This window comes from Bacteroidota bacterium (assembly GCA_023957335.1).
Lineage (GTDB): Bacteria > Bacteroidota > Bacteroidia > NS11-12g > UBA955 > JALOAG01.
Window position 1 is genome coordinate 197,389 of record JAMLHC010000006.1, and the last position, 26,243, is coordinate 223,631.

The following is a 26,243-nucleotide window of genomic DNA, read 5'->3' on the forward strand; positions in this document are numbered from 1 at the left end:
TATGGGCTACTAAATAGGAAAGGTCGTCAGAAATGGCGACCTTTTTTGTTTGGCACAAATCAAAATGTTGTAAATTTGAAACCTATGATTTCACTATTCAGAAGTATCTTACTTTTATTTGTTTTTGCCGGTTGGCTCCATTTCTCCGCTTACTCTCAAAACCACAAAGATTCAGTAAAACAAAACAAATACATACAATTTACAGGTATTGTTGTTACATCAGACAGTATCAAACCCATTCCTTTTGTACATATCATTGTCAAAGACAAACCTTATGGAGATTACAGCGATTTCTCGGGCAAGTTTTCCTTTGTTGCTGAAAAAGGAGATACAGTTTTCTTTTCTCACATTCAATACAAACGAGCATTCTTTGTTATTCCCGACACCCTTAGCGATTATAAATATCATATTATTGAATCACTAACTTCGGACACTGTGTATTTGAACGGTGTTGTCGTGAGTCCTGTTCCCAACCGCAATACTTTTGATCAATTTTTCCTGACCGCAAACATTCCACAAGATAAAATGGATATTGCCAAAAAAAATCTTGAACGAGAGGCATTTAAAGACGCTGCTTTTAAAATGGGAATGGATGAAAAAGAAAATTATCAAGCCTATATCCGCTACCAGAATCAGAAACAATATTACCAAGGCACTATGCCTTCCATCACATTAATGAATCCATTTGCTTGGGCACAATTCTTTGAAGCATGGAACAGAGGTGATTTCAAAAGTCATAAACCCTCTTCGGATTCCAAGAAAACAGAGAAAAAGCAAGGCAAGAAAAATGACGAACAAAAGTAATATCGGATATACATCAAGAATATTTTTTCAAAATTCAAGTTACCTTTGAGGCGTGAAATTAAATACAATACGCCTATACACTCTACATTTACTCACCTTTCTCCTCATACTGCCTAATCTTCATGCACAAGTCCGACTGAGCAATGAGAGTAAGGATTTCTTTCAAAAAATTGTCAAAGATTACATTTTCATAGAATCTTCCGGCAATACTATCTCACAAGAGTTGCAAGATGAATACAAATGCTTTTTTACGATGAACGGTATTTGGTATATTAATTTGCAAGGTTTGGTCAATACTGAATTTGATGAACAAGCACTTATTAATCAAGGTATTATTATTTCATCAAAAATGGGAAAAGTAATCAGTATAAAGGCTCCTTTACAAACAGTCAAACAAATAGAAACTCTGCCCGGTATAGATTATCTTGAATTGCCTGCTGATTTTCAACCTTTTTTGGATAGGGCTGTGGGAGATGTTCGAGCAGATTCCGTTCATCTGGGAATAGATTTACCAAAAGCTTATTCGGGAAAAGATGTCATTATCGGCATTATAGACTGGGGCTTTGACTATACACACCCTATTTTTTATGATACTTCGCTCAGCCGTTACCGCATTATTGCAGCTTGGGATCAATATAAAAACTCAGGACCCGCACCAGCTAAATATGGTTACGGCACGGTACGATTTGGACAAGACGAATTGCTGGCTGCCGGTTCGGACACCGCTTATGGAAGTATATATGAAACGCATGGAACGCACGTTGCAGGTATTGCAGGTAGCGGAGGTGCAGGCATTCAACTGTTTGGAATGGCTTATGACTGCGATTTTCTGTTGGTACAACCCGATTGGAAGAAAAGTACTTTTTTAGATTGTGTGGATTGGCTACATGAAATGGCTAAAGAAAGAGGTAAGCGACTGGTAATCAACATGAGTTTTGGCAGTTATCACATGGCTACACTGGATACTTTTGGTATTTATCACCAAGTAATTAAAGAATACACTAATAAAGGTGTAGTGCTTGTGGCTTCAGCGGGGAACAATGGCAACAGCAAAATGCATATTCGCAAAACCTTTCACGGTGACGAAATGACAACACAAATCAATTTCTACCCTTTGAATACTTCATTCCCCAACTATTGGGGACAATATGTCTTAGCTTGGGGCGAACCCGATAAATCATTTGAATGTGCATTGGATATTTACAATGGTAATACGAGAATCTATACCGGCAATTATTTCAATTCAAACGACAATATAAACTTTGAAGACAATATCAAACTTTTTGGGAACTCCATGTATTTCAAAGTGCAAACGGAAAAATCTTACCCTTTGAATCATAAACCCAAAATGAGTTTCACCATTCGCAAAACCAATGATACATGGAAAATCGTACTGCGTTCGAAAGCCGAAAATGGTACCGTTCACTATTGGAATATTATTCAAACTACCGGCAGCACAAGCAATACAGGACTAAATTTTCTATCTTCTCAGCCCGGATGGGAAAAGGGTAATGATTCCTTTGCGGTGAGTGACCCCGCCAGCACTCCTTATGTTATTTCGGTTGCTGCACATATAGCAGAGTATAGATCCGGCAATAACACAACGCCCGGTGCTATTGCAGATTTCAGCAGTCACGGACCTACGATAGACAATCTACCCAAGCCCAATATCAGTGCACCCGGTTATCAAGTACTATCTTCCATTTCTACCTATACCACACAGCCTTACACCTTGGTCAAAACCGTTGATTTTAAAAGCAAAACATATCCCTTTGCACGCTTGAGCGGAACCTCTATGTCGGGACCATGCGTTACAGGGGTTGTTGCATTATTATTGGAAGCCAATCCCGAATTATCACCTGCACAGATTATGTCGATCCTCATGAAAACTGCCTATCAAGACAGTAAAACAGGTGAATTAATTCCTCCATTCGGAAATAATATTTGGGGTATAGGTAAAACAGACGCGTATGCCGGAATCAAATTATCATTAAGCACCCAAGGAATTATTTATAAATATGGCAAAAAACTGCTCTATCCCAATCCGGTAGATGGAATACTTTTCTATGAAGGTACAAAATACGATGAACTGTACGAAGTCATAGTATCTGACATTTTAGGCAAAACAGTATTTGAAGGAAAAATTGGCGCTCAGCAACCCATCAATATTTCCAATTTGTTAGACGGACTTTATATAGTTCGAATATTGGACGGAGAATGGTCAACCCGGAAAATTATTGTTACGAATCACCATTAAGCATGAAAAAACACTACGGGGCAATCATTCTTATACTTTTACTTGTTTCCATTTTCACGAGCTGCAATAAAAGTTTGCCAAATAAGGAATTCAAAAAAGGTAATCTTTTGTACAACCCAACAATACCAAATACTTTGGTTGAAAAGACCGGAAATTTTCTTGTTGAGCAGCATTTTTTTACTGACGACAACCCCACAACTATTGTTTTAGAACAGACCAAAGACACTTTTCTACTCATTATTGTAGTAGAAAAATTATATTTGACCGATACATCTTATGATTATGCGTTCAGACAACTGGCACAAAAAGCACAAATAAATTTATTTGACAAGCGCCCTACTTTTGCTGAACTTGCTGACCGAAACCTTAAAATTGCACGTAGAATAAGATGAGCGGAAGAATCCTTGCCATAGATTACGGATTAAAAAGAGTTGGAATTGCAGTTACCGACCCGCTCAAAATTATTGCAAACCCATTGACAACTGTTGACAATCCCAAACTTTTTGATTTTCTGAAAGAATATTTCCAGAAGGAAACTGTGGAACTCATTGTAGTCGGAGAACCGTTCAGCGAATCAGGTGCTATACAAGAGATGCAAATCGAAGTGAAACAATTTGCCAACAAGCTCAAACAAATCTTCCCTAATATGCCTATTGCTTTCGAAGACGAACGCTACACATCGCGTATGGCTCAGCAAAGTATGATTGCATTTGGAGTCAAAAAGTCAAAAAGAAAAGACAAAAAGATGTTGGATAGCATGAGTGCCGCCCTAATTTTGCAGTCCTATTTAGAAAAAAATTCATGATTTTACCTGTTTACACATACGGACACGATGTTTTGAGAAAAAAAGGAAGTGAAATTCCGCAAGATTATCCTGAGCTAAAAACATTGATAGACAATATGTTTGAAACCATGTATTCTGCCAATGGCGTGGGTCTGGCTGCTCCACAGATTGGGTTGTCCGTAAGACTTTTTGTGATAGATACAACCAAATGGGAAGAAGCCGATAAAGACGAAAGGATTAAGCAATCGTTTATCAACGCACAAATTCTGGAAGAATGGGACGAACCTTGGAAGTTTGAAGAAGGGTGTTTGAGCATACCTGGTATTCGTGAGAATGTAAGTCGTAATGCAAAAATCAGAATTCAGTATCAGGATGAAAATTTCAAAACATACGAAAAAGAGTTCAAAGGCGTTGCTGCACGTGTGATTCAACACGAATATGACCATATAGAAGGAATTTTGTTTACCGATAAAATCAATCCGCTTAGAAAAAAACTCCTCCAAAACAAGCTCAAAGACATGAGCCGAGGCAAAGTACGCGCAGACTACCCTATCAAACCCTCCCGCAAAAAATAATAACAATGCTTGCACGACTGCAACTGATCAGACCGCTCAACCTGCTGTTTATTGTTTTGGGTCAAATCGCACTGTTGATTCATTTGATTACTGACACTGAGTTTGTACAAAGTTTCTATTTAATTTTCAGCACTCTGCTTAGTGCTGCTGCGGGCTATGTAATCAATGATATTTTTGACCGCAAGACGGACGCAATCAATCGTCCCAAACGTCCCCTTGTTTCCGGCAAAATCTCATTGACTCATGCACTCGTATTTTATTTCACACTGCTTTTTTGTTCATTACTCATTGCCTACTTAGCACAAATACAAGGATTGGTATTCATTGTTCTTATCATCAACATTGCTTTGTTTCTATATGCTTGGTATGTCAAAAGAACAGCCATAATCGGCAATCTTCTTGTAAGCGCTTGTGTGGGCAGTGTTTTCGTGCTCTGCAATATTTTGATTGACGAACCCTCACCAATAGCATCAGGCTTGGGTGTGTTTGCAACGGCTGCTACATTTTTAAGAGAAAACTACAAAAGCATAGAAGATATAAAAGGAGATAAAGAAGCCGGGTACAGAACTCTTCCTGTTTTGCTGGGTATAGAACGTTCTATGTGGTTTACAGGCATCTTGAGTATTTTGTTTGGCAGCATTCTGCTCTACCGTTTCAATCTGCCCATTGCTACCGGTATTTCATCTTTTACATGGGCAATTATAACACTCAGCGGAGGTGCTTTTTTTATAGGTATAGGTATTTACAGTTTGTTAAAACCCAATATTGATACAGCACACAAAGGTTCTTTATCAAGCAAAATTATGATGTCCTTTATCACTCTGATGATTTTTGCTCTTTAGCAGCTTATTTTCAACAAGACAAAAACTCCCCTTTCTCCGTCAAAAACTATCCACAAAATGTGGATATATATAGTCCTACATCCTTTGCCACATCAAGGATTAAAACTACTTTTACAATCTTAAAATTTACGCAGAAAAAAAACATCAAATGACTAACGAATCAAGCAAAGATTATAGTGCGCAGAGCATTCAAGTTTTAGAAGGTTTAGAAGCGGTTAGAAAAAGACCCGCAATGTATATCGGAGACGTAGGACCAAAAGGTTTACACCACTTGGTTTACGAAGTGGTAGATAACTCCATTGACGAAGCACTCGCAGGACATTGCGACAATATTGAGGTGAGAATTTTAGAAGGAAATTCTATTTCGGTAAAAGACAATGGACGTGGTATTCCCGTTGGAATGCATGAAAAAGAAAAACGTTCTGCACTCGAAGTGGTAATGACGGTTTTGCATGCCGGAGGTAAGTTCGACAAAGATTCATATAAAGTTTCAGGCGGACTGCACGGTGTGGGTGTATCTTGTGTTAACGCGCTTTCATCGCACATGACCGTTGAAGTACATTTGGGCGGCAAAAAATACATGCAAGAATACAACATTGGCAAACCTTTATATGATGTGAAAGAAGTGGGAACATCCGATTACAGAGGCACAATCGTTACATTCACACCCGACACAAGTATTTTCTATGCACCTGAATACAAATACGAAACTCTTGCCAACAGACTGCGTGAACTCGCATATTTGAACAAAGGAATTACACTCAGCTTGATTGATGAAAGAGAAAAAGACGAAGAAGGTAATTTCAAAACAGAAACATTTCACTCAGAAGGCGGATTGAAAGAGTTTGTTGAATACCTTGATAATACAAGAGAAAAAATCACTTCTACTCCTATCTACGGTGAGACAGAAAAAGCCGGTGTACCGGTTGAAATCGCGTTTCAATACAACACAGGATACAGCGAAAATCTTCACTCCTATGTCAATAATATCAACACCATAGAGGGAGGTACTCACATAGCCGGATTTCGCAGAGCATTGACCAGAACCTTAAAATCCTATGCAGAAAAAGAAGGCTTACTCAAGAATCTTAAATTTGAAATAAGCGGAGACGACTTCCGCGAAGGCTTGACCGGAGTTATTTCGGTAAAAGTTCAAGAACCTCAGTTTGAAGGACAGACCAAAACAAAGTTAGGAAATAATGAGGTGATGGGAGCAGTTGATCAAGCCGTAGGCGAATACTTGGAAAACTATCTTGAAGAAAATCCTCGTGATGCCAAAACCATTGTAAACAAAGTAATACTTGCTGCAACTGCCAGACATGCTGCCAGGAAAGCAAGAGAAATGGTTCAACGCAAAGGTGCGATGAGCGGAATGGGACTACCGGGTAAACTTGCCGACTGTTCTTGGACTGACGCAGACAAATGTGAAATATATCTTGTTGAGGGAGATTCCGCAGGCGGAACGGCAAAGCAAGGCAGAGATAGAAACTTTCAAGCAATCCTTCCTTTGAGAGGTAAAATCCTAAATGTAGAAAAAGCCCTTGAACATAAGATTTACGAAAACGAAGAGATTAAAAACATCTTTACCGCACTGGGCGTAAAAATAGGAACTGCAGAAGATGATAAGGAATTGGATATCTCAAACTTGCGTTATCACAAAGTAATTATCATGACCGATGCCGATGTTGATGGCTCACACATCAGAACCTTGATTTTAACGTTATTTTTCAGATACTTTAAAAAACTGATTGAGAACAAATATATCTACATAGCTACCCCTCCACTCTATCAAGTAAAGAAAGGAACAAACATAGCTTATGCATGGGAAGACGCTCAAAGAGATGCTTTGATACGTGAATTTGCCGGTAATGCAAGTCTTGACACAGTGGGTGTTCAACGATACAAAGGTTTGGGAGAGATGAACTCGGAACAATTATGGGAAACTACGATGGACCCTACTCGCAGAACACTTAAAGTAGTTACGCTTGAAAGCGCAGCAGAAGCCGATCATACATTCTCCATGTTAATGGGAGATGAAGTGCCACCACGCAGAGAATTCATTGAAAAAAATGCACGCTACGCAAATATTGATGCATAATATCTAAAACATGGCTGGTTTTGCAGAAGTACGGTCTTTTTTGTTTGTTTATGAAACTTCTTTGCCCAAGCAAGACATTGAAATGATTCAAGAGTTTGCCAATGAATTGAAGGCAGAAAGAAAAGATGTCTTTTTTCTGATTTACCATGATTTCAAAAAAGTACCGGATGGCACTTTCGTCAAATCCTTTGATATTCATATTTGCAAAAAAGATTTCAATTTGATGAAACAACCGGTCTCGTCTTTGACAAAGCGACAAGCGGGCATGAATTATGATTTCTTGTTTTCTTTTTTGAAGAATCGAAATCCAAGACTTGAAAATTTTATCAAAAAAAGTAAAGCACAAATAAAGATAGGCAGAGCCGAATTGACACGCAAACCGCTATATAGGATTACATTTGGCTCAATAGATAGAGAAATTACTACAGAAGAATTTCTGCACATGTCAGGTAATTATTTAACCAAAATAAAATTAGAAAAATGAATGAAATAAAAGGTGCCGGAGTGGCACTTGTTACACCCTTTAAGAAGGATTTAAGCATTGATACAGTTGCGCTCAAAAGATTAGTTGAACATCAATGCAGCAATGGTACAGACTATTTAGTTGTATTGGGTACAACGGGCGAAAGTCCTGTTTTTTCAGAGCATGAAATCCATCTGATTGTGGATACTGTGAAAGAAGCAAACAACAATAGACTTCCTCTGGTACTGGGTGTAGGAGGAAATCATACAATGGGTGTAATGGACAAATTGAAAACACTGGATTTAAAAGGATTTTCAGCTATTTTGAGTGTAAGCCCATACTACAATAAACCCAATCAAGAAGGTATTTTTCATCACTATAGCTCTTTGGCTGATGCTTCCCCACTCCCCATTATCCTTTATAACGTACCGGGCAGAACAGGATCAAACGTTAATGCTGAAACTACTCTCAGACTTGCAGAGCACAAGAATATTTGTGCCGTGAAGGAAGCCAGTGGCAATTTTGCTCAATGTATGGAAATTATCAAACACCGACCTTCAGGATTTATGGTTATCAGTGGCGATGATGCGTTCACTTTTCCTTTTATTGCTATGGGTATGGATGGGGTTATCTCCGTAATCTGCAATTCATTTCCAAAACAATTTGCACAAATGGTACATGCAGCTTTGGCAAATAAAATGGATGAAGCACGCACCTTACACTATCAATTATTAGACAGCATGAATCTCATTTTTGCAGACGGCAGTCCCGGTGGTATTAAAGAAATATTGCACTATATGGGAATTTGCGAAGCAGACGTAAGACCTCCGCTATATGCGGTCAATAGCACTGTCAAAGCTAAATTAATCCAGACTGCAAAGGAAATAGTGGGCTAAAATCCACATATAAGACTACACAAGAGAATTACATAAGTTCTTTTAGTGGTTTTGTACCAAAGCCCCTTATTTCATTTAGTTGTCACTCATATATTAGCTATATTTGCGACCATAATATTTTATAATTCGAAATGAACGTAAAAAGTTATTTGTACAACGCTGACGTAAACTATATAGACGACCTTTATAAACAATACCAGAGTGACAAAACATCCGTAGATTTCGGGTGGCAAAAATTCTTTGAAGGATTTGAGTTAGGTCAAGGGAAAGACTTGTCTAATCAAGCAATCTCGGAAGATGCATTGAAAGAAATCAATGTATTAAATTTGATAAACGATTATCGCAAACGCGGACACTTATTTACCCGTACCAACCCCGTCAGAGACCGCAGGAAATACACTCCCACCCTCGACATTCAAAATTTCGGGTTGGAAGAAGCAGATTTAGAAAAAACATTCAATGCCGGTGTAGATGTGGGTATTGGACCTTCTAAACTCAAAGACATTATTGCCCATCTGCAAACCACATACTGTGAATCAATCGGAATTGAATATATTTACATACGTAATACCGATAAATTCAATTGGCTGAAGAATATTTTTGAAACCACCAAAAACCAACCTAATCTCAGCCTAAAAGAAAAAACCCGTCTTCTTGAAAAACTAAATCAGGCTGTTGTTTTTGAAAATTTTCTGCATACCAAATATATCGGACAAAAACGATTCTCCATTGAAGGGCTTGAGTGTTTAATACCGGCATTAGACTCTGTGATTCATTACGGTTCGGAGTTGGGTGTAGATGAATTTATTATAGGAATGGCTCACAGAGGGCGTTTGAATGTGTTGGCAAATATTTTTCATAAAACCTATCAAGAAATATTTTCCGAATTCGAAGGAAAAGTATTTGAAACAGAGGATTATAACAATGAAATCTTTGAAGGCGATGTAAAATACCATCTTGGCTATTCATCCAATGTCGTAACAGAAAGCGGCAAACAAGTTCATTTGAGCATGTCTCCCAACCCTTCTCACCTTGAATCCGTTGCTCCGGTTGTTGGCGGCATGGTACGTGCCAAATTGGACAACAGATACAGAGGAAATTTTGACAAAATTTGTCCCATTATCATTCATGGAGATGCGGCACTTGCCGGCCAGGGCATCGTGTATGAAACCGTTCAAATGAGTGGACTTGAAGCAAACAAAATCGGGGGTACAATTCACATTGTTACAAACAATCAGGTAGGTTTTACTACCAATTACCTTGACGGCAGAACCAGCACCTATTGTACAGACGTGGCAAAAGTTACACATTGTCCGGTATTGCATGTGAACGGAGATGATGTAGAAGCGGTTGTACACGCTATTAAAATAGCCATGTCCTATCGCAATCATTTTAATTCGGATATTTTCATAGACCTATTAGGATATAGAAAATATGGTCATAATGAGGGAGATGAGCCACGTTTTACCCAACCTTTGCTATATCAAATCATTGCAAAGCATCCCAATCCGAGAGAAATATACAAGAACAAACTCCTTGCACGCGGAGAGATTGATGCCCAACTTGCAAAAGACATGGAAATCAAGTTCAAAAGTCTATTGCAAGAAAAATTGGATATAGTACGAACTGCAAAAAAGCCAATAAAAGAGGTAGAACAAGGTGTGGTAAATCAATGGGCTAAATTTGACATACCCGGCACCCAAACTTTTAACAAACCGGTTGATACAAAATTTGACCCGAAAAGATGGATAGAAATTGCACGGAAAACAACTTCAATCCCTGAAGACCACCCTTTGTTCAAGAAGATTGAACAAGTTTATCATCACAGACAAGAGATGATAAAAATTGACAACTATGATTGGGCAATGGGAGAATTGATGGGTTATGCAACCCTACTTGACGAAGGTTACTCAGTACGCCTTGCCGGACAAGATTCTGAAAGAGGCACTTTTTCTCATAGACATGCCGTAGTAAAAAAAGAAGATTCTGAGGAAGAATATATCCCATTACGTCATGTGAGCGAAAAACAAGGACATTTCTTTGTTTATAATACCTTGCTCAGCGAATATGCAGCGTTGGCTTATGAATTTGGTTATGCGTCTGCTACGCCTAATACACTAACACTATGGGAAGCTCAGTTTGGAGATTTTTCAAATGGAGGTCAAATAATCACAGACCAATATATATCTGCCGGATTTGCTAAATGGGGACGACAAAACGGGCTTGTAATGTTGCTTCCACACGGTTATGAAGGACAAGGACCTGAACACTCTTCGGGCAGACCTGAGCGATTTTTGCAAATGTGTGCAAACTACAATATGCAGATTGTTAATTGTTCAACGCCTGCTAACTTGTACCATGTATTCAGAAGACAGATGAAACGCAATTTTAGAGTGCCTCTCATTATCTTCACACCTAAGAGTTTATTAAGACATCCACTGTGTGTCAGCAAATTAGCCGACTTTACGCAAGGACAGTTTCAAGAAGTGATTACAGATGTATTTGCAACAGCAAAAACAGCAAAGAAAGTTTTGTTTTGTAGCGGCAAAGTGTATTATGATTTACTCCAAAAACAATCAGAAGATAATCGCAAAGATGTTGCCATTGTTCGCATAGAGCAGCTATACCCTCTTCCTGAAAAACAAATTGAAGATATTATGAAGTCCTATAAAGATGCCAAATTTTATTGGGTGCAAGAAGAACCCAAAAATATGGGCGCATGGACTTATATGATGCAACAAGAATTGAGCAACCCTCTTGCATACATTGGACGCAAAGCCAGTGCCAGCCCTTCAACCGGATTAAAATCCGTACATGAGAAAGAGCTTGCTGATATACTTACGCAAGCATTTAAAATTGGATAAGCACATCCCGTCTTAGTTGGCTTGTTCCAACCGGGGCTGCTTGGCAATAACACCAACAACACTCGGCTGTGTTGACGAATGCGTTCGCGGGGCAAGCTTTATAAATGAAATGATAAATCTACAAATTATCCAATGGACTTTTAATTTTAGTAATACTTTTATCCGTAACTTGAGTATTAATCAAGGTTGTTTTAATATCTTTATGTCCTAAGAGTTTTTGAATCAAACTTATATCAGTACCCATTTCCAGCAAATGAGTTGCATAACTATGTCTTAATCCATGGATTCCAATAGTTTTCTTAATACCAGCTTTTTTCATCGCATTCTTAAACACAAGCTGCACACTTCTCACAGAAAATTGCCCACCGTTTTTTCCTTCAAACAAATAATCCTCCGGACGATACTCCAAATAATACTGCCTCATCTCTTCCAAAACAGAATCAGGCAATTTTACCATTCTATCCTTCTTCCCTTTTGCATTTTTTATCAAAACAATCTTGTTCTGACTGTCTATATGTTCCATTTTGAGATTCACAAGCTCACTTACACGAAGTCCCATGCCATAACATAGTTTGAGGATTAGCTTGTGTTTACTATTTTGAGTAATCTCAATAATTTTTCTTACTTCATTCATACTTAGTGCTTTGGGGAGTTGAAAAGGTTTTTTGGGTCGAGGAATATCAAAAAACATCTTATCCTTGTGCAATACCTGTTCAAAATAAAATTTAATAGCATTGATTCTACTATGAATGGTATTTTCAGACAATTTAAGATCCTGCACACAGTATAAAAAATAACTTTGTAAGCGTTCCGGTGTTATTTGGGAAACCGATACATTTTTTAATACCCCAAGAAATTGGGCAAACTCAGTAGAATATGTTCTTTTCGTATTGGGCGAATAAGATTTAAGTTCCAATAGGTTTTGAAACTTAGTAAACTCAGCTTTATTAACTTCCCCAATTTTGTTCAGCACTTCATCCCCCACCACATTACTTTCCCACCCAATTCGGTTTCTATTTGATTTATTATTCAGCATATACCAATATTTATGAGATTGTGACCACCTCATAGGTAACATGTTTTTCAACTGGGCTACTAATTTCATGTCTTTTTCAAACCGAATCCAAATTACACTTTGTCCTTTGTGTTTTCCGGCCTCAAAAACAACTCCAATACTATTGGGGTTTATCAAATCAATTTTCGAATTCTTAATATCCATATTCTTTCCTCTACTAAATATCTAATTTTATTCGCTTTAAAAATATCTGCAAATATAATCAATAACAATGAAGCAGAATCCAGACTTCTGTCAAAAAATAAATTCACTTGCGTGAATGGAAGGTTTGATTTAGTATTGCGCATATTTAGGAGTTAGCGGTCATTGTAGAAAAACGCACCCCTAAAAATGACTGAATAAAAAAGATAAGTAAATTCTAAACCTAAAAATGTAAAAAATGAACGACATACTTAATACATACAAACCTGACAACTTTCATACAGTTACTCCATATCTTTTTGTTGACAAACCACAACTCTTAATTGACTTTCTGAAAAATGCCTTTTTTGCGAAAGAAATTAACCGTTCTGTAAACCCAACCAATGGAGATATAGCAAACTGTATTCTGCAAATAGGCGACACTTGCTTTATGATTAGTCAAGCCAGAGAACAATTTGAAGGAATGAGAACAGCACTTTATCTTTTCGTTGACGATGTAGAAGCTGTTCATCAAAGAGCCGTTGACAATGGAGCGAAAATTGAATTTGAACCAGCAGATATGCCATACGAAGACAGACAATCGGGTATAATTGACCCTTGTGGAAATTATTGGTGGATTTCAAAACGACAAGTAAAAAAGGGTTATCACGAATAAAAAAATACACGAAAACAACAACGAACCGCTAACATGGGTAACCGTTGCACAACCACCTCATTAAGCAAACCAGTATCAAAAACGCCTAAAAAACGGCTTTATTAGAAGCGATTTAAGCAAGGTTTAGTTGAGGAGCAGAGAAAAATAGCTGTGTTTTTGGGTGGCGCTAAAAAGACTTATTTCAATTTGGAGCAGCGTGTTTTCAATAAACCCGAATATTCCTTGCGGAACTGCTAATTCTTGGGCATTGCTCCGGACTTTTTTAGGCACAAATTTCAATAGTTTTTTCAGGTTGTAGGCTAAAGCTGCCATCAACACATGTTTATTGGCTGCTTTCATGCCCGTGCATATACTTTTTTCATGCCCATAAAGTTGATGAGTGTGCCTAAAACGGTTCTACCGTGCTACTTCTGCGTTTGGTGAGAAAACGGGTGTAGTTTTTGTCTTTGTTCAGCTTTGCATGCATCTTGTCGTAGAGCGGTTTATGAATGCTGTCATCGATTTTTCTTGAACTTACTTACCTTGCCACAACAAGCTTCCCAAAGGACATTCCCACAACTACCTTTCGCTGCTGCGATATACTTTCTTTTTGATATCCTTTGCTATCGGTTTTAATGCCTTTGAAGGTGAGTATGGCTTTGTTGCCGCCTGTTTTAATAACATTCATATTGGTTCTGTTCTTTGTTGTAAATAAATCCTTCTCGTTCTGCTTTGTACTGACCAAAGTTTGGGGATGTAGGCATTGATATTGTTTTTCTTCTAAATACTGCAATGCTTCACCACTGCTGTAACCGGCATCAGCCAAAACTTCATCTAACTGCAAATGATTTTGTTCAAAGTTCTCTATGGTTTGGTCCATTACTTCTGGAAAAAATTGCACTGTCTTTACTCCCTGCAGTGCTGGCACAAGCGCCTGTAATCACATGGTGGGCATCATCAACGGCTAATTGTCCTGCGTAATTCAGTTGCTGGCTTTCGGGCTTTTACACTGATTTTCGCATCCGGGCCGGTGGGTGAATAATGCGTGTGGTTGGAAAGGAATTTAGGGCGTATTTCTTCCCGTCTTCATCTTTTGCGCTCGCTCTTGGTGTTGCGGGCATGCCTTTGTAGGCTTCTTCTTTCCATTTGTGATGCCGCTCTACCAACTTTTTCCTTTCTGTTGTTACCTTAAACTCACTGTTTTCTTTCAGTTCTTTATTAAGGCGGAGGCATCTTCCAATACTTCTGATTCGACTTCGCTCACCACAAGCTTTTCTACCAAACTATCCATACTGGCATTGGCTTTAATGTAGGCGCTGTCCACTGCTTGGCGTTTGCCGCGTACCATCCCTTTTTCTACACATTTTGAAAGTATTTTACGAAACAATTCCAGAAATACTTCTTCGCCCAATAGCTGTCTTGTTCTTGATATAGTGGAATGCCAAGGCAACTCTTCATTCAAGTCGTAACCTAAAAACAATCGCACATCTAAGCAGTTGCTGCAATAGCGAAGCAAAGCCCTGTCGCTGTTGATATTGTTCAAATAGCCAACTAATAATATCTTAAAGAAAACTACCGGATCAATGCTCTGCTGACCTTCTGTACCATAGTATTTTTTGGTTTCGGAATATAAAAATCCAAACTCTAATTCACGGTTTACTTTGCGGTAGAAATTGTCTTGAGGAACCAAGCCGTCTAAGCTGAGTTCGTAAAAGAGTTGCGGATTGAATTTTTTATGTCCCTGCATAGTGCAAAAATATACATATTTAACTAATTATCAAATTGTTATGACATTTTTTGTATTCTAATTTTTATTTTACTTTTGAGTCGTGCAACAGGTACATCGTATTGGCAATAGTGGGGCTGACAGTTGTAAACTCGACATTTGTATTTCTATTGTGCATTTGTACAAATATTGAGCTGAAGTTTTTCAAATGCCCCACCATCGCCAATACGTAAACCGTTATGCCTCATTGTAAAAAAGCCGACCGCACATTCAAGCACATTTGGTTTTTTGCCGACACGCAAAGTTCAAACTAAAAAACCAAAAGAGCTTGAATTTTACCTACGCTCGATAAAATAATATTTGTAACTTTGCGTTGTTGAATTTATGACAAGACAAATTTCCATATTGCTGATTATGATGCTTGGTTTCTTTCTGACACCAACATTAACCTATGCTTGTGGAAAAAAGACTGAAAAAACAGAAAAATCTTGTTGCGAGAAAAGCACTTCACAAACAGGTAATTCGAAAGACTGTTGCAAAAAAAGTCATTCACAAGATGACAAAAACGATGACGACTGTAACGGACAATGTGGAAATTCATCTTGCCATTGCCCAACTATAAACATCACTATTGCACTACCTATTTTTCCCGAACTGAAACATAGCGTTTTCTACGCTAAAAAACTGAATTTCTTCTATACAGAAACCTACATCTCTTCGGGTTTCCGTTCTATTTGGCAACCGCCAAAAATAAGCTAAATTCTTGACTTAACAGCCATAGGACTGTTCTGTTGAAAGCAAAATAAATGCTTTCAGAATTAGTATATTAATAAAAATTAGAAATTTCAATAATTAAACGGAGTTCACAAATTCCGCTTCTCAAAATGTTATCATTATGAGTAAATCATTAAAATATTTAATGACCGCATTGGTAATGCTGTCATTCGGAGTTAGTAATGCTCAAATTAAAAACTCAAAAACTGAAACACACGACCATTCAAACCATACGGCAACAACCGAAAAGCAGGAAATAAACCAACTAAAAGCTGTTTTTGAAGGTTATTTTGCCGTAAAAGATGCTTTGGTAAAAGCCGATGCAGGTACTTCATCTACAAAAGCTGCAGAATTGCTAAAAGCTATCAAAGCGGTAGAGATGACCAAACTTTCGACTGACGAACATACAGTTTGGATGAAAGTAATGAAAGATTTAACGGCAAATACCGAAAAGATGGCTACTTCCAAAGATATTACCAAACAAAGAGAAGCCTTTGTCATTCTATCAACGAATATTTATGAATTGGCAAAAGTGTCTAGGAAGGATGCCCCGATTTACTACCAACATTGTCCAATGGCAAACGGTGGCAATGGCGCAAATTGGTTAAGTAAAGAAAATGCAATCAAAAATCCGTATTACGGTTCAAAAATGTTGACTTGCGGTAGCACAGTAGAAACATTAAAGTAATTGTTAACACTTTTAAATCAATGAAACGATGAAAAAATATACTTGCCCGATGCACCTACAGGTGATAAAGGACGAACCGGGTAAATGTCCGCTTTGCAGAATGGATTTAGTGCCGATGGGTAGCTCTAAAAATCAATCGAACATTCATCACACACACAAAGAACATTCTAATCATAGCCATCATTCAGAAAATGGCTATAACAAACACGAAGGACACCATACAAGTGATTTTATGAAACGCTTTTGGATATCGCTGATATTGACTATTCCAATCCTTTTGCTTTCAGAAATGATACAACTTTGGATAGGATTTCATATTTCTTTTTCGGGAGATAAATATGTGTTGCTAACGTTGGGAACAGCCATTTATATCTATGGAGGAATGCCCTTTCTTAGAGGAATGATTGGCGAAATCAAAGCCAAAGCCATAGGAATGATGACACTTGTTGCCATAGCCATATCTGTTGCTTACATCTATTCCGTTGCTGTTGTTTTTGGCTTGCAGGGTATGGACTTTTTCTGGGAATTGGCAACGCTTATTGTCATTATGCTTTTGGGACATTGGTTAGAGATGCGTTCTCAAATGGCAGCATCAAAGGCATTACAATCTTTAGTAGCCTTATTACCAAACGATGTTACCGTAGAGCGTAACGGTGAAGCAATAAGAATAAAACTCGAAGAACTGAAAAATGGCGAAAAGGTTATCATTAAACCTGGCGAAAAAATTCCTGCGGACGGATTAGTAATTGAAGGATTTTCTTCTGTAAACGAAAGTATGCTTACGGGAGAAAGTATTCCCGTAAAAAAAGAAGTGGATGGAAAAGTAATTGCGGGTTCTATCAATGGTGACGGTGCGTTGAAGATAAAAACAACTGGCGTTGGAAAAGACAGTTATCTCAATAAGGTAATCAATCTAGTTCAAGCTGCACAGGAAGCAAAATCCAATACGCAAAATCTTGCCGACAAAGTAGCCAAATGGCTTACTTTCATCGCCATTGCCATTGGAATTAGCACCTTCATTTATTGGTATAGCAGTAGTGGCGATATTGCTTTTGCTTTAGAAAGAATGGTTACGGTGATGGTAACGGCTTGTCCTCACGCATTAGGGGTAGCTATACCGTTAGTAGTTGCTATCTCCACAACGCTTTCGGCAACCAACGGTTTACTTATTCGCAACCGAACTGCATTTGAAACCACACGAAAATTATCTACTGTTATTTTTGACAAAACAGGAACACTTACCGAAGGTTCTCACAGGGTGGAAAATATCTTTCCAATGACAGATAAATATTCTGCGAATGAAATTATTCAATATGCAGCAGCTATTCAGCAAAATTCAGAACATCATATTGCAAAAGGTGTGATGCAGACGTTAAAAGAGAAGAATCTTACTTTATGGAAGTCTGAAAACTTTAACTATATGCAAGGTATTGGTGTGAGAGGGGGTGTAAATGGAAAGGAAGTTGTAGCAGCAGGACCAAATTATTTCAAAGAGAATAATCATACAATTCCTGAAATTCCAAAAGAAATCAATCAACATTCTGAAACCGTAAATTTTGTTTTAATAGATAATGAGATAATTGGGATCATTACTTTGGCTGACAGTATTCGTGAAGGCTCTCAACAGGCAATTGACGAATTGCGAAAAATGATTATCAAATCATTTTTGCTCACAGGCGATAATGAGTATATAGCCAAAGCTGTTGCTGATAAATTAGGTATGGATGGTTATTTAGCAAATGTACTTCCCCATCAAAAACAGGAAAAAGTAAAAGAGTTTCAGGCGAAAGGCGAAATCGTAGCAATGACAGGTGATGGTGTAAACGATGCACCAGCTCTGGCACAAGCAGATGTGGGGATTGCCGTAGGTTCAGGTACAGATGTGGCTGCCGAAACAGCCGATATAATTTTGGTAAATAGTAATCCCGAAGATGTAGTAAAATTGATTGATTTCGGCAAACGGACTTATAAAAAAATGGTTCAAAATCTTATCTGGGCAGTAGGCTACAACATTATTGCTATTCCGCTTGCAGCAGGTGTTCTCTACCCGAATTTTGTTTTAAGTCCCGCTATGGGTGCAGTATTGATGAGCCTAAGCACTATTATAGTGGCATTTAATGCCACACTTTTAAAATTAAGTAAAAATAAACAACATTAAAAATTTAGAAAAATGAAAAATATTAAAATTCAAATTATAGCATTGGTTCTTATAGCAGCCACAGTCGTTTCTTGCAATAATTCTTCAAATAAGGAGGATTCAGCCGTTGATACAACAAGCGTAACATCTGAAAAAACAGAAGTCAGAAAAGATGGAATTGCACCAATTTTATCAGGCTATCTGGCATTGAATAATGCACTTGCATCCGATGACAGCAAAGCTGCTGCCGAAGCCGGAAAAAGAATTCTTGACGGTTTGGAAAATGTGGACATGAATAGCATTGCTGCCAACAAAATGAAGCAGTTTATGGAATTAGCTGCTGATGTAAAAGAAAACGCAGAACATATTCGCGACAATGCAGGTAAAATTGACCACCAAAGAGAGCATTTAGAGTTTTTAAGTAAAGACATACTGGACCTGATTACTCTTTTCGGTGCGCCCCAAAAGCTGTATCAAATCCATTGTCCAATGGCAAGTAATGAAAAAGGGGCAGATTGGATAAGCGATAGCAAAGAAGTTAAAAATCCTTATTTCGGAAATGCCATGTTGGGCTGTGGAGAAGTGGTAAAAGAGTTTGACCAGTTATAGCTTTCACTAACTATAAAAACGTATGTTATGCTGAACAAATTCATTAATTACTTTCTAAATAACAGGGTAGTTACCCTGTTATTGTTACTCACCGTGCTGATATGGGGTTTGGTAACTGCACCTTTTAACTGGCACCAAAATCTGTTGCCCAATAACCCTGTCCCTGTTGATGCCATTCCCAATCTTGGGGATAATCAACAGATTGTTGCCACTGAATGGATGGGCAGGTCGCCAAAAGATATTCAGGAGCAAATAACCTACCCGCTTACCACTTCACTTTTGGGCATGCCCGGAGTGAAAACGATAAGGAGCACCTCTATGTTCGGGATGTCCTTTATCTATATCATCTTTGAAGAAAATGTAGAATTTTATTGGAGCCGTTCCCGTATTCTTGAAAAACTCAATTCCCTTCCGGCAGGAACTTTACCAACTGGTGTAACACCCACCTTGGGCCCTGATGCAACTGCACTTGGACAAGTATTTTGGTACACTTTAGAGGGCAGAAACCCAAAAACAGGCAAGCCAACCGGAGGATGGGATCCCGATGAACTAAGAACCATTCAGGATTTCTACGCCAAGTACAGCCTTTCGTCTGCTGAAGGCGTATCGGAAGTTGCTTCTATCGGTGGTTTTATCAAAGAATATCAGGTGGACATCAATCCCGATGCACTGCGGGCATACAACCTGACAATTATGGATGTGATGACCGCTATTCAGAAAAGCAATTTAGACATCGGTGCTGAAACGATAGAGGTAAACAAGGTTGAATATTTAGTGCGTGGATTGGGCTATATAAAAACGGTAGAAGACCTGGAAAATGCCGTAGTAACAGTAAGGAATAATATTCCGGTCAAAATCAAAGATGTAGCTTTTGTCAATCTGGGACCAGCTCCACGCAGAGGGGGATTGGATAAAGAAGGCGTGGAAGCTGTTGGTGGCGTTGTTGTTGCCCGTTTCGGTGCAAATCCGCTGGAGGTAATTGACAATGTAAAAGCAAAAATAGTTGAGATGGAAGCCGGGCTTCCGCAAAAAACGTTGTCCGACGGTTCTATATCCAAAGTTACCGTAGTGCCTTTCTATGACCGCTCCGGTTTAATACATGAAACTATTGGTACATTGGAATCTGCATTGGCTCACGAAATACTGATTTCCATTATTGTGGTTATCGTATTGGTGTTTAATCTCAGAGCTTCTTTGATCATTTCCAGCATTCTGCCACTTGGCGTATTGGCAACCTTTATATTTATGAAATATCTTGGAGTAGAAGCCAATATTGTAGCCCTTTCGGGTATTGCCATCGCTATCGAAGTGATGGTTGACGTGGGGGTTGTCTTTGTGGAAAGCATAATCCGCTACATGGAAGAAGAACGGAAACAAGGTATTGAAAGCAAAGGAAAGGCATTTGTAAATTTAATCTCAAAAGCCGTTTCTGAAGTATCGGGCGCCATCACTACTGCGATGCTCACCACCATCGTCAGCTTTCTGCCCGTATTTGCTATGGAAGCACAGGAAGGTAAACTATTTCGCCCATTGGCATTTACCAAAACTTTTGCCATTACATCTGCATTCATTTTAGGATTGATAGTGATACCAACGATTGCCTACTATGTTTTTTCAATAAAAATTGAACGGAAAAAACTAAGAAGGATAATGAATTATATCTTAGTGGTATTGGGTATTGCTTTGTGGATTTACAGCGGAGTTTTTGCAGCTGTAGCTTTGACATTTATCGGGTTAAATAACCTTTTCATCAGCCGGTGGAAAGGAGAACGCATTGCCAATTACGTCAATATTGCTATTACACTGGTAGTAGTTCTCTCCTATCTTTCAGAAGAATGGCTGCCGTTGGGCACTCAGGCGAAATTATCCACAAATTTTGTATTTGTATTTATGGCGATTGCCTTTGTACTCGGACTCCTTTGGTTATTGGTTATTTATTATGAAAAGATATTGAGATGGGCATTGACCCACCGTTGGAAATTTATGGCAATTCCAATCCTGACATTGTTTTGGGGTATGCTTGCCTGGCAGGGAACGGACAAAACTTTTGGTTTTGTCGCCAAAGGTTTTGAAAGTGCCGGCTGGAAAAGTTTTAAGGAAACTGGTTTTTGGCAAAAGTCAACCAAAATGTTTCCCGGTATGGGACAGGAATTTATGCCGAGTTTAAACGAAGGTTCTTTTCTGCTGATGCCCACAACTATGCCCCATACAGGTGTTCAACAGAATCTGCAATATATTCAAACTTTGGACAGGCGTATTCAAAATATTCCCGAGGTAGAACTTACGGTTGGAAAATGGGGACGTGTAAATTCTGCATTAGACCCCGCTCCCACACAAATGTTTGAAAATACCATCAACTACATTCCGGAATACATTTTAAATGAAGAAGGACACCGGGAGCGATTTCAGGTAAATAAAAAAGGAGAATATGAATTAATCGGGGGTCAAACATACAATCCTGAAAGCGGGTTCAGAAAAATACCTAAAGACAGTTTAATCACAGATAAAAACGGCAAATTTTTCAGACAATGGCGACCTGAAATAAAGAAAACTGACGATATATGGCAGGCAATCGTCAACGCATCGCATTTACCGGGGATGACTTCTGCTCCCAAACTTCAACCCATAGAAGCAAGATTAGTTATGCTTGCTACAGGAATGCGTGCACCCATGGGGTTGAAAATTTCAGGACCGGATTTGGAGTCTATTGCAACTGCCGGAAAAGAATTGGAAACGGCTCTAAAAGGAGTTCCATCTGTTATCCCATCTACTGTGTTTTATGATCGTGCTATCGGTGCACCTTATGTGGAGATTCATTTGGACAGAAATAAAATGGCGAGATACGGCATCACAGTAGAAGATTTACAGGAAGTGATAAGTTCGGCTGTTGGCGGAATGACATTAACCACTACCGTAGAAGGTCGGGAACGTTTTCCGGTAAGGCTTCGCTATCCACGTGAACTGAGAGACCATCCCGAGGCATTGAAAAAAATAATAATTCCTACCGGAACGGGAACGCAGATACCTCTGGAAGAGGTAGCCCATATAGGGTACGCAAAAGGCGCTCAGATGATACAAAGCGAAAACACCTTTTTAATCGGGTATGTAATTTTTGACAAAATCAGCGGAAAAGCGGAGGTTGACGTAGTACACGAAGCAGATAAAATATTGAAAGGAAAAATAGCTTCGGGTGAATTAAAATTGCCCAAAGGTGTGAGCTATAAATTTGCCGGTAACTACGAGCAACAGGAACATGCCACCAAACGGCTGATGCTTGTTATTCCAATCAGCTTACTTGCCATCTTACTGATTTTATATTTTCAGTTTGAAACCGTAACGGCTTCACTCATTCATTTTTCAGGTGTGTTTGTAGCATTTGCAGGTGGTTTTATTTTGTTGTGGTTATACAGTCAACCCTGGTTTATGAACTTTTCAGTCGGAGGTATGAATATGCGAGATTTGTTTCAGATGCACGACATTAATTTGAGTATTGCGGTCTGGGTGGGCTTTATCGCACTGTTTGGATTGGCAACTAATGATGGGGTCATTATGGGTACTTATATTCACGACACCTTTATTGCCCGCAATCCTCAAACAAAAGAAGAAGTGAGGGAAGCCGTTGTTTATGCAGGTTTAAAACGGGTACGACCGGCCTCAATGACCACCGCCACCGCATTGATTGCACTATTGCCCGTATTGACTTCTACCGGAAAGGGGGCTGAAATTATGGTACCAATGGCTATCCCCACATTTGGTGGAATGTTGATACAATCCATGACCATGTTTGTGGTGCCTGTATTTCAATGTTGGTGGAGAGAGTGGGCAATTCGCAAAGGACATCCAACCGAAAAATAAAAAAGAAATAAAATGGAAAATAAAATTAAAAATATCGGTTGTTTAATCATGTTAGTATTAACAACCATTGCTTTTCCCACACTATTGTTGGCACAAAGCACGGCAACAGATTCATTAGATTATTATATAGCAGTTGCAGTTCAAAATAACCCGGGAACGAAGGCTCAAAAATTGGCTTATGAAGCTTATTTGGAGAAAATACCGCAAGCGGGTGCTTTTGACGACCCCGAGTTTACCGGAGAATTTTACCCTTCTCCAATGAACATAATTGGTGGTCGTTCAATTGCCAACTTCAGTGTAATGCAAAGATTTCCCTGGTTTGGCACAAGAAAGTTAGCACGCATGGAGGCAGGTTACGAATCTGAAATACAGTTTCAGCAGTACAAATCTGAAATGGATAACCTTATATTACAGGTTTCTCTGCAATGGTATGAAATGCAAAAATTGAACGAACAGATTAATAATAATTTAGAGCAAAAAAAGTTTTTAAAAAATCTGGAAGAACTTGCATTAAGGAAATATTCTTCTCCATCAGGTAGCGCCTCACTCGGTATGTCGGATGTGCTTAGAATACGATTGGAACAGGCAGAAGTTGACAATAACATAGAAAGTCTAAAGGCATTACTAAGGTCGGAAAAAGCAAAATTTAATATGCTTTTAAACAGAGATGTGAACGAAACGGTGAATATCGGTAACGCTATCTTCAAAACAACTTTCTTGTTTCAGATTGAAGACATCCTAAAGTCAATTGATGCCAACAATCCGGATTTATTGATGATTGAAAAAGAAATAATGGCATATAAAGCCAAAGCCGAAAAAGACAAAAAAATGAGCTATCCGATGCTTGGCATTGGCGTTCAGTATATGCTCATCGGCAAAACGAATGAAGAGATGTTTAAAATGGGGAGCATGAACGGCAGAGATATGGTCATGCCTATGGTGTCGGTTTCTTTACCTCTATTCCGCAAAAAATACCATGCACAACAAAATGAGAGCGTACTATGGCAGCAGTCAAATAAGGAAAAAAGAGAGAACACATTTAATAATCTCAAAAGTGATTTATATGGTTTTAAAAATCAATTGGACGATGCCGAACGCTCCATTGCTCTTTATGAAAAACAAACAGAACTGGCACTTACCACTTACAACCTGACTGTGCAGGAATTTGTAACGGGCAAAGGCGATTTAACCAATGTTATTCAGGTGCAACGCCAGTTGTTGGATTACCAATTGAAGAAAGCCGAAGCCATAGCAGGTTATAATTCAATGGCAGTTTCAATTGAAAAATTAACCTCTTTTAATACATATCAAAAATAAAAGAAATGAAAAAATTAAAAAATATATTTAAAAACAGAGCCTCACAGTTTGTACTCATTCTGTTGTCAGGCATTTTATTAGGATGGTTGGTATTTGGCAGAACTGAAACCCACGACCATTCAACAGAGGTAGCGGCATCCGAAAAAAGCGGCACTATCTGGACTTGTTCTATGCACCCTCAAATCAGAATGGACAAGCCCGGTAAATGTCCTATCTGCGGTATGGATTTAATTCCTTTAAAAACAAACGATCACAACGACCACTCCAATCATGAAGTGGATGAAGATGCCATCCAGATGACCCCGGAAGCCATTGCATTGGCAAATGTACAAACTACGGTCGTTGGCCATCAAAAGGCAATTAAAGACATGCAGTTGTACGGAACCATTCAGATTGACGAGCGTTTGCAACACTCTCAAACTTCACACGTCAATGGTCGCATAGAAGCATTATACGCCAACTTTACGGGAGAACCTGTAAAACAAGGACAAGCCATTGCCAGAATATACTCTCCCGATTTGATGACGGCACAACAGGAGTTGCTGGAAGCAGCTAAATTAAACGATCTGCAACCGGGCTTGCTGGCAGCAGCTAAGGAAAAAATGAAGTTGTGGAAGATGACTGAGGAGCAAATTTCCAATGTACTGAGTTCAAAAACTGTTTCTCCTTATGTAACTATTTATGCCAATACAAGTGGCGTAATTGTTAGTAAAAATGTGAATCAGGGTGATTATATCAGTCAGGGTACAGTGTTGTATAATATCGCAAACTTAAACCGTTTATGGGCTGTTTTTGATGCTTATGAAAGCGATTTACCCTTTCTCAAAGTCGGCGACCAGTTGGAATATACTTTGCAAAGCCTGCCAGGCAAGACTTTTAAAGGAAAAATCGTATTCATAAACCCTATTGTGGATGCTGCATCGCGCACTGCCAAAATAAGAGTGGAGGTTAACAATCTCCAAAATTTACTCAAGCCGGAAATGTATGCTACCGCAGTGGTTAATGCACCGGTTAGAGGCTCTGGCAAAGATATTGTGGTTCCCAAATCAGCAGTCCTGTGGACAGGCAAACGCTCGGTAATTTATGTGAAAGAACATGGGACTTCCATCCCCACTTTCAAAATGAGAGAAATTGATTTGGGAGCTTCATTGGGCGATAGCTATGTAGTCCTTTCAGGTGTTGAGAATGGTGATGAAGTGGTAACAAATGGAGCTTTTTCTATTGATGCCAGTGCACAATTGGAAGGCAAAAAAAGTATGATGAATGAGACCAAAGGAATGGTTTCAAACGAACATCATCATTAAATAGGTAACAATAAGATGAAACAAAGACCCAAGTGGAAGATGATAGCCCTATCTGTTCTGGGGGTGCTTGTTATTATTCAGTTTTATCAGCCTGGCTCCTATGTGTATCATGGGCGGGTTCAAGCGACTGATTTTATAAAAGTATATAATTCGCCAAAAGCAGTAAGTAAAATCTTGGAAAATTCCTGTTATAACTGCCACAGTAATAATACAAAATATGAATGGTTTGATTATATCCAGCCTGGTAGAATGTTCATTGAATTGCATATTACCAATGGAAAACAGTATCTGAATTTTAGCGAATGGAGCAACTATTATAGTGGAAAACAGGAGCGACTGTTGCAATCAATTGTAACTCAGGTGGAGAAAAATGAAATGCCTTTGCCGTCTTATCTCTGGT

22 protein-coding genes and 1 pseudogene are annotated in these 26,243 nt (G+C 38.7%); 19 read left to right on the top strand and 4 right to left on the bottom strand.

The annotated features are described in order from the left end of the window. Nucleotides 1-84: 84 nt before the first annotated feature. The 10 genes from M9892_12015 to M9892_12060 all read left to right on the top strand — a co-directional run bounded on the left by M9892_12015 (nt 85) and on the right by M9892_12060 (nt 11,583). A complete protein-coding gene (locus M9892_12015; GenBank protein MCO5255075.1) occupies nt 85-804 on the top strand; it encodes a carboxypeptidase-like regulatory domain-containing protein in 720 nt (239 codons plus the stop codon). A gap of 52 nt (nt 805-856) precedes the next feature. After that, nucleotides 857-3,061 (top strand): S8 family peptidase, encoded by a 2,205-nt coding sequence (locus tag M9892_12020; protein MCO5255076.1) that lies wholly within the window; start codon nt 857-859, stop codon nt 3,059-3,061. Between the two features lie 2 nt (nt 3,062-3,063). Further along, nucleotides 3,064-3,453, top strand: coding sequence for a hypothetical protein (locus M9892_12025; GenBank protein ID MCO5255077.1), 390 nt, complete (start codon nt 3,064-3,066; stop codon nt 3,451-3,453). Beyond that, nucleotides 3,450-3,866 (top strand): Holliday junction resolvase RuvX, encoded by a 417-nt coding sequence (gene ruvX, locus M9892_12030; protein MCO5255078.1) that lies wholly within the window; start codon nt 3,450-3,452, stop codon nt 3,864-3,866. Before M9892_12025 ends, ruvX begins: the two co-directional genes overlap by 4 nt. Then, a complete protein-coding gene (def, locus tag M9892_12035; protein ID MCO5255079.1) occupies nt 3,863-4,420 on the top strand; it encodes a peptide deformylase in 558 nt (185 codons plus the stop codon). Before ruvX ends, def begins: the two co-directional genes overlap by 4 nt. Before the next feature lie 5 nt (nt 4,421-4,425). Then, complete coding sequence (locus M9892_12040) at nt 4,426-5,262, top strand: geranylgeranylglycerol-phosphate geranylgeranyltransferase (GenBank protein ID MCO5255080.1); 837 nt, start codon at nt 4,426-4,428, stop codon at nt 5,260-5,262. Nucleotides 5,263-5,410: 148 nt separating this feature from the next. Then, entirely contained in the window at nt 5,411-7,360 is a 1,950-nt protein-coding gene (gene gyrB, locus M9892_12045; protein MCO5255081.1) for a DNA topoisomerase (ATP-hydrolyzing) subunit B, read from the top strand. Between the two features lie 10 nt (nt 7,361-7,370). Then, entirely contained in the window at nt 7,371-7,844 is a 474-nt protein-coding gene (locus tag M9892_12050; GenBank protein ID MCO5255082.1) for a hypothetical protein, read from the top strand. Further along, nucleotides 7,841-8,719, top strand: coding sequence for a 4-hydroxy-tetrahydrodipicolinate synthase (gene dapA, locus M9892_12055; protein MCO5255083.1), 879 nt, complete (start codon nt 7,841-7,843; stop codon nt 8,717-8,719). Before M9892_12050 ends, dapA begins: the two co-directional genes overlap by 4 nt. A gap of 131 nt (nt 8,720-8,850) precedes the next feature. Continuing rightward, nucleotides 8,851-11,583: a 2-oxoglutarate dehydrogenase E1 component gene (locus tag M9892_12060; protein MCO5255084.1), complete on the top strand. Its 2,733-nt coding sequence runs from the start codon at nt 8,851-8,853 to the stop codon at nt 11,581-11,583. 118 nt (nt 11,584-11,701) lie between these two features. On the opposite strand, the gene M9892_12065 is transcribed toward M9892_12060, so the two are convergent. Next, a complete protein-coding gene (locus M9892_12065) occupies nt 11,702-12,802 on the bottom strand; it encodes a site-specific integrase (GenBank protein MCO5255085.1) in 1,101 nt (366 codons plus the stop codon). 235 nt (nt 12,803-13,037) lie between these two features. Here M9892_12065 and M9892_12070 point away from each other — a divergent pair, with 235 nt between their 5' ends. Further along, nucleotides 13,038-13,454 carry a VOC family protein gene (locus M9892_12070; protein MCO5255086.1) on the top strand — a complete coding sequence of 139 codons (417 nt, stop codon included), beginning with the start codon at nt 13,038-13,040 and terminating at the stop codon, nt 13,452-13,454. A 123-nt stretch (nt 13,455-13,577) separates the two neighbouring features. Here the strand turns inward: M9892_12070 and M9892_12075 are convergent, their stop codons facing one another. The 3 genes from M9892_12075 to M9892_12085 form a co-directional block, all read right to left on the bottom strand. Further along, nucleotides 13,578-13,793 (bottom strand): hypothetical protein, encoded by a 216-nt coding sequence (locus M9892_12075; GenBank protein ID MCO5255087.1) that lies wholly within the window; start codon nt 13,791-13,793, stop codon nt 13,578-13,580. 178 nt (nt 13,794-13,971) lie between these two features. Then, on the bottom strand, nt 13,972-14,334 hold the full coding sequence (locus M9892_12080; protein MCO5255088.1) for a hypothetical protein: 363 nt from the start codon (nt 14,332-14,334) through the stop codon (nt 13,972-13,974). A gap of 306 nt (nt 14,335-14,640) precedes the next feature. Next, the gene (locus tag M9892_12085; protein ID MCO5255089.1) at nt 14,641-15,180 is read right to left on the bottom strand and encodes a transposase; all 540 of its coding nucleotides are present in this window, start codon (nt 15,178-15,180) and stop codon (nt 14,641-14,643) included. A 363-nt stretch (nt 15,181-15,543) separates the two neighbouring features. Between M9892_12085 and M9892_12090 the strand changes: the two genes are divergently transcribed. The 8 genes and pseudogenes from M9892_12090 to M9892_12125 all read left to right on the top strand — a co-directional run. Beyond that, entirely contained in the window at nt 15,544-15,918 is a 375-nt protein-coding gene (locus M9892_12090; protein ID MCO5255090.1) for a hypothetical protein, read from the top strand. Between the two features lie 274 nt (nt 15,919-16,192). Next, a pseudogene (locus M9892_12095) lies at nt 16,193-16,621 on the top strand (DUF3347 domain-containing protein). A gap of 28 nt (nt 16,622-16,649) precedes the next feature. Beyond that, entirely contained in the window at nt 16,650-18,779 is a 2,130-nt protein-coding gene (locus M9892_12100) for a heavy metal translocating P-type ATPase (GenBank protein MCO5255091.1), read from the top strand. A gap of 12 nt (nt 18,780-18,791) precedes the next feature. After that, the gene (locus tag M9892_12105; protein MCO5255092.1) at nt 18,792-19,367 is read left to right on the top strand and encodes a DUF3347 domain-containing protein; all 576 of its coding nucleotides are present in this window, start codon (nt 18,792-18,794) and stop codon (nt 19,365-19,367) included. Nucleotides 19,368-19,394: 27 nt separating this feature from the next. Further along, entirely contained in the window at nt 19,395-23,222 is a 3,828-nt protein-coding gene (locus M9892_12110; GenBank protein ID MCO5255093.1) for an efflux RND transporter permease subunit, read from the top strand. Between the two features lie 12 nt (nt 23,223-23,234). Continuing rightward, the gene (locus M9892_12115; protein MCO5255094.1) at nt 23,235-24,539 is read left to right on the top strand and encodes a TolC family protein; all 1,305 of its coding nucleotides are present in this window, start codon (nt 23,235-23,237) and stop codon (nt 24,537-24,539) included. Between the two features lie 5 nt (nt 24,540-24,544). Then, a complete protein-coding gene (locus tag M9892_12120; protein MCO5255095.1) occupies nt 24,545-25,843 on the top strand; it encodes an efflux RND transporter periplasmic adaptor subunit in 1,299 nt (432 codons plus the stop codon). Nucleotides 25,844-25,858: 15 nt separating this feature from the next. Further along, nucleotides 25,859-26,243, top strand: a 385-nt coding sequence (locus tag M9892_12125) for a heme-binding domain-containing protein (protein MCO5255096.1), incomplete at its 3' end; no start/stop codon positions are given.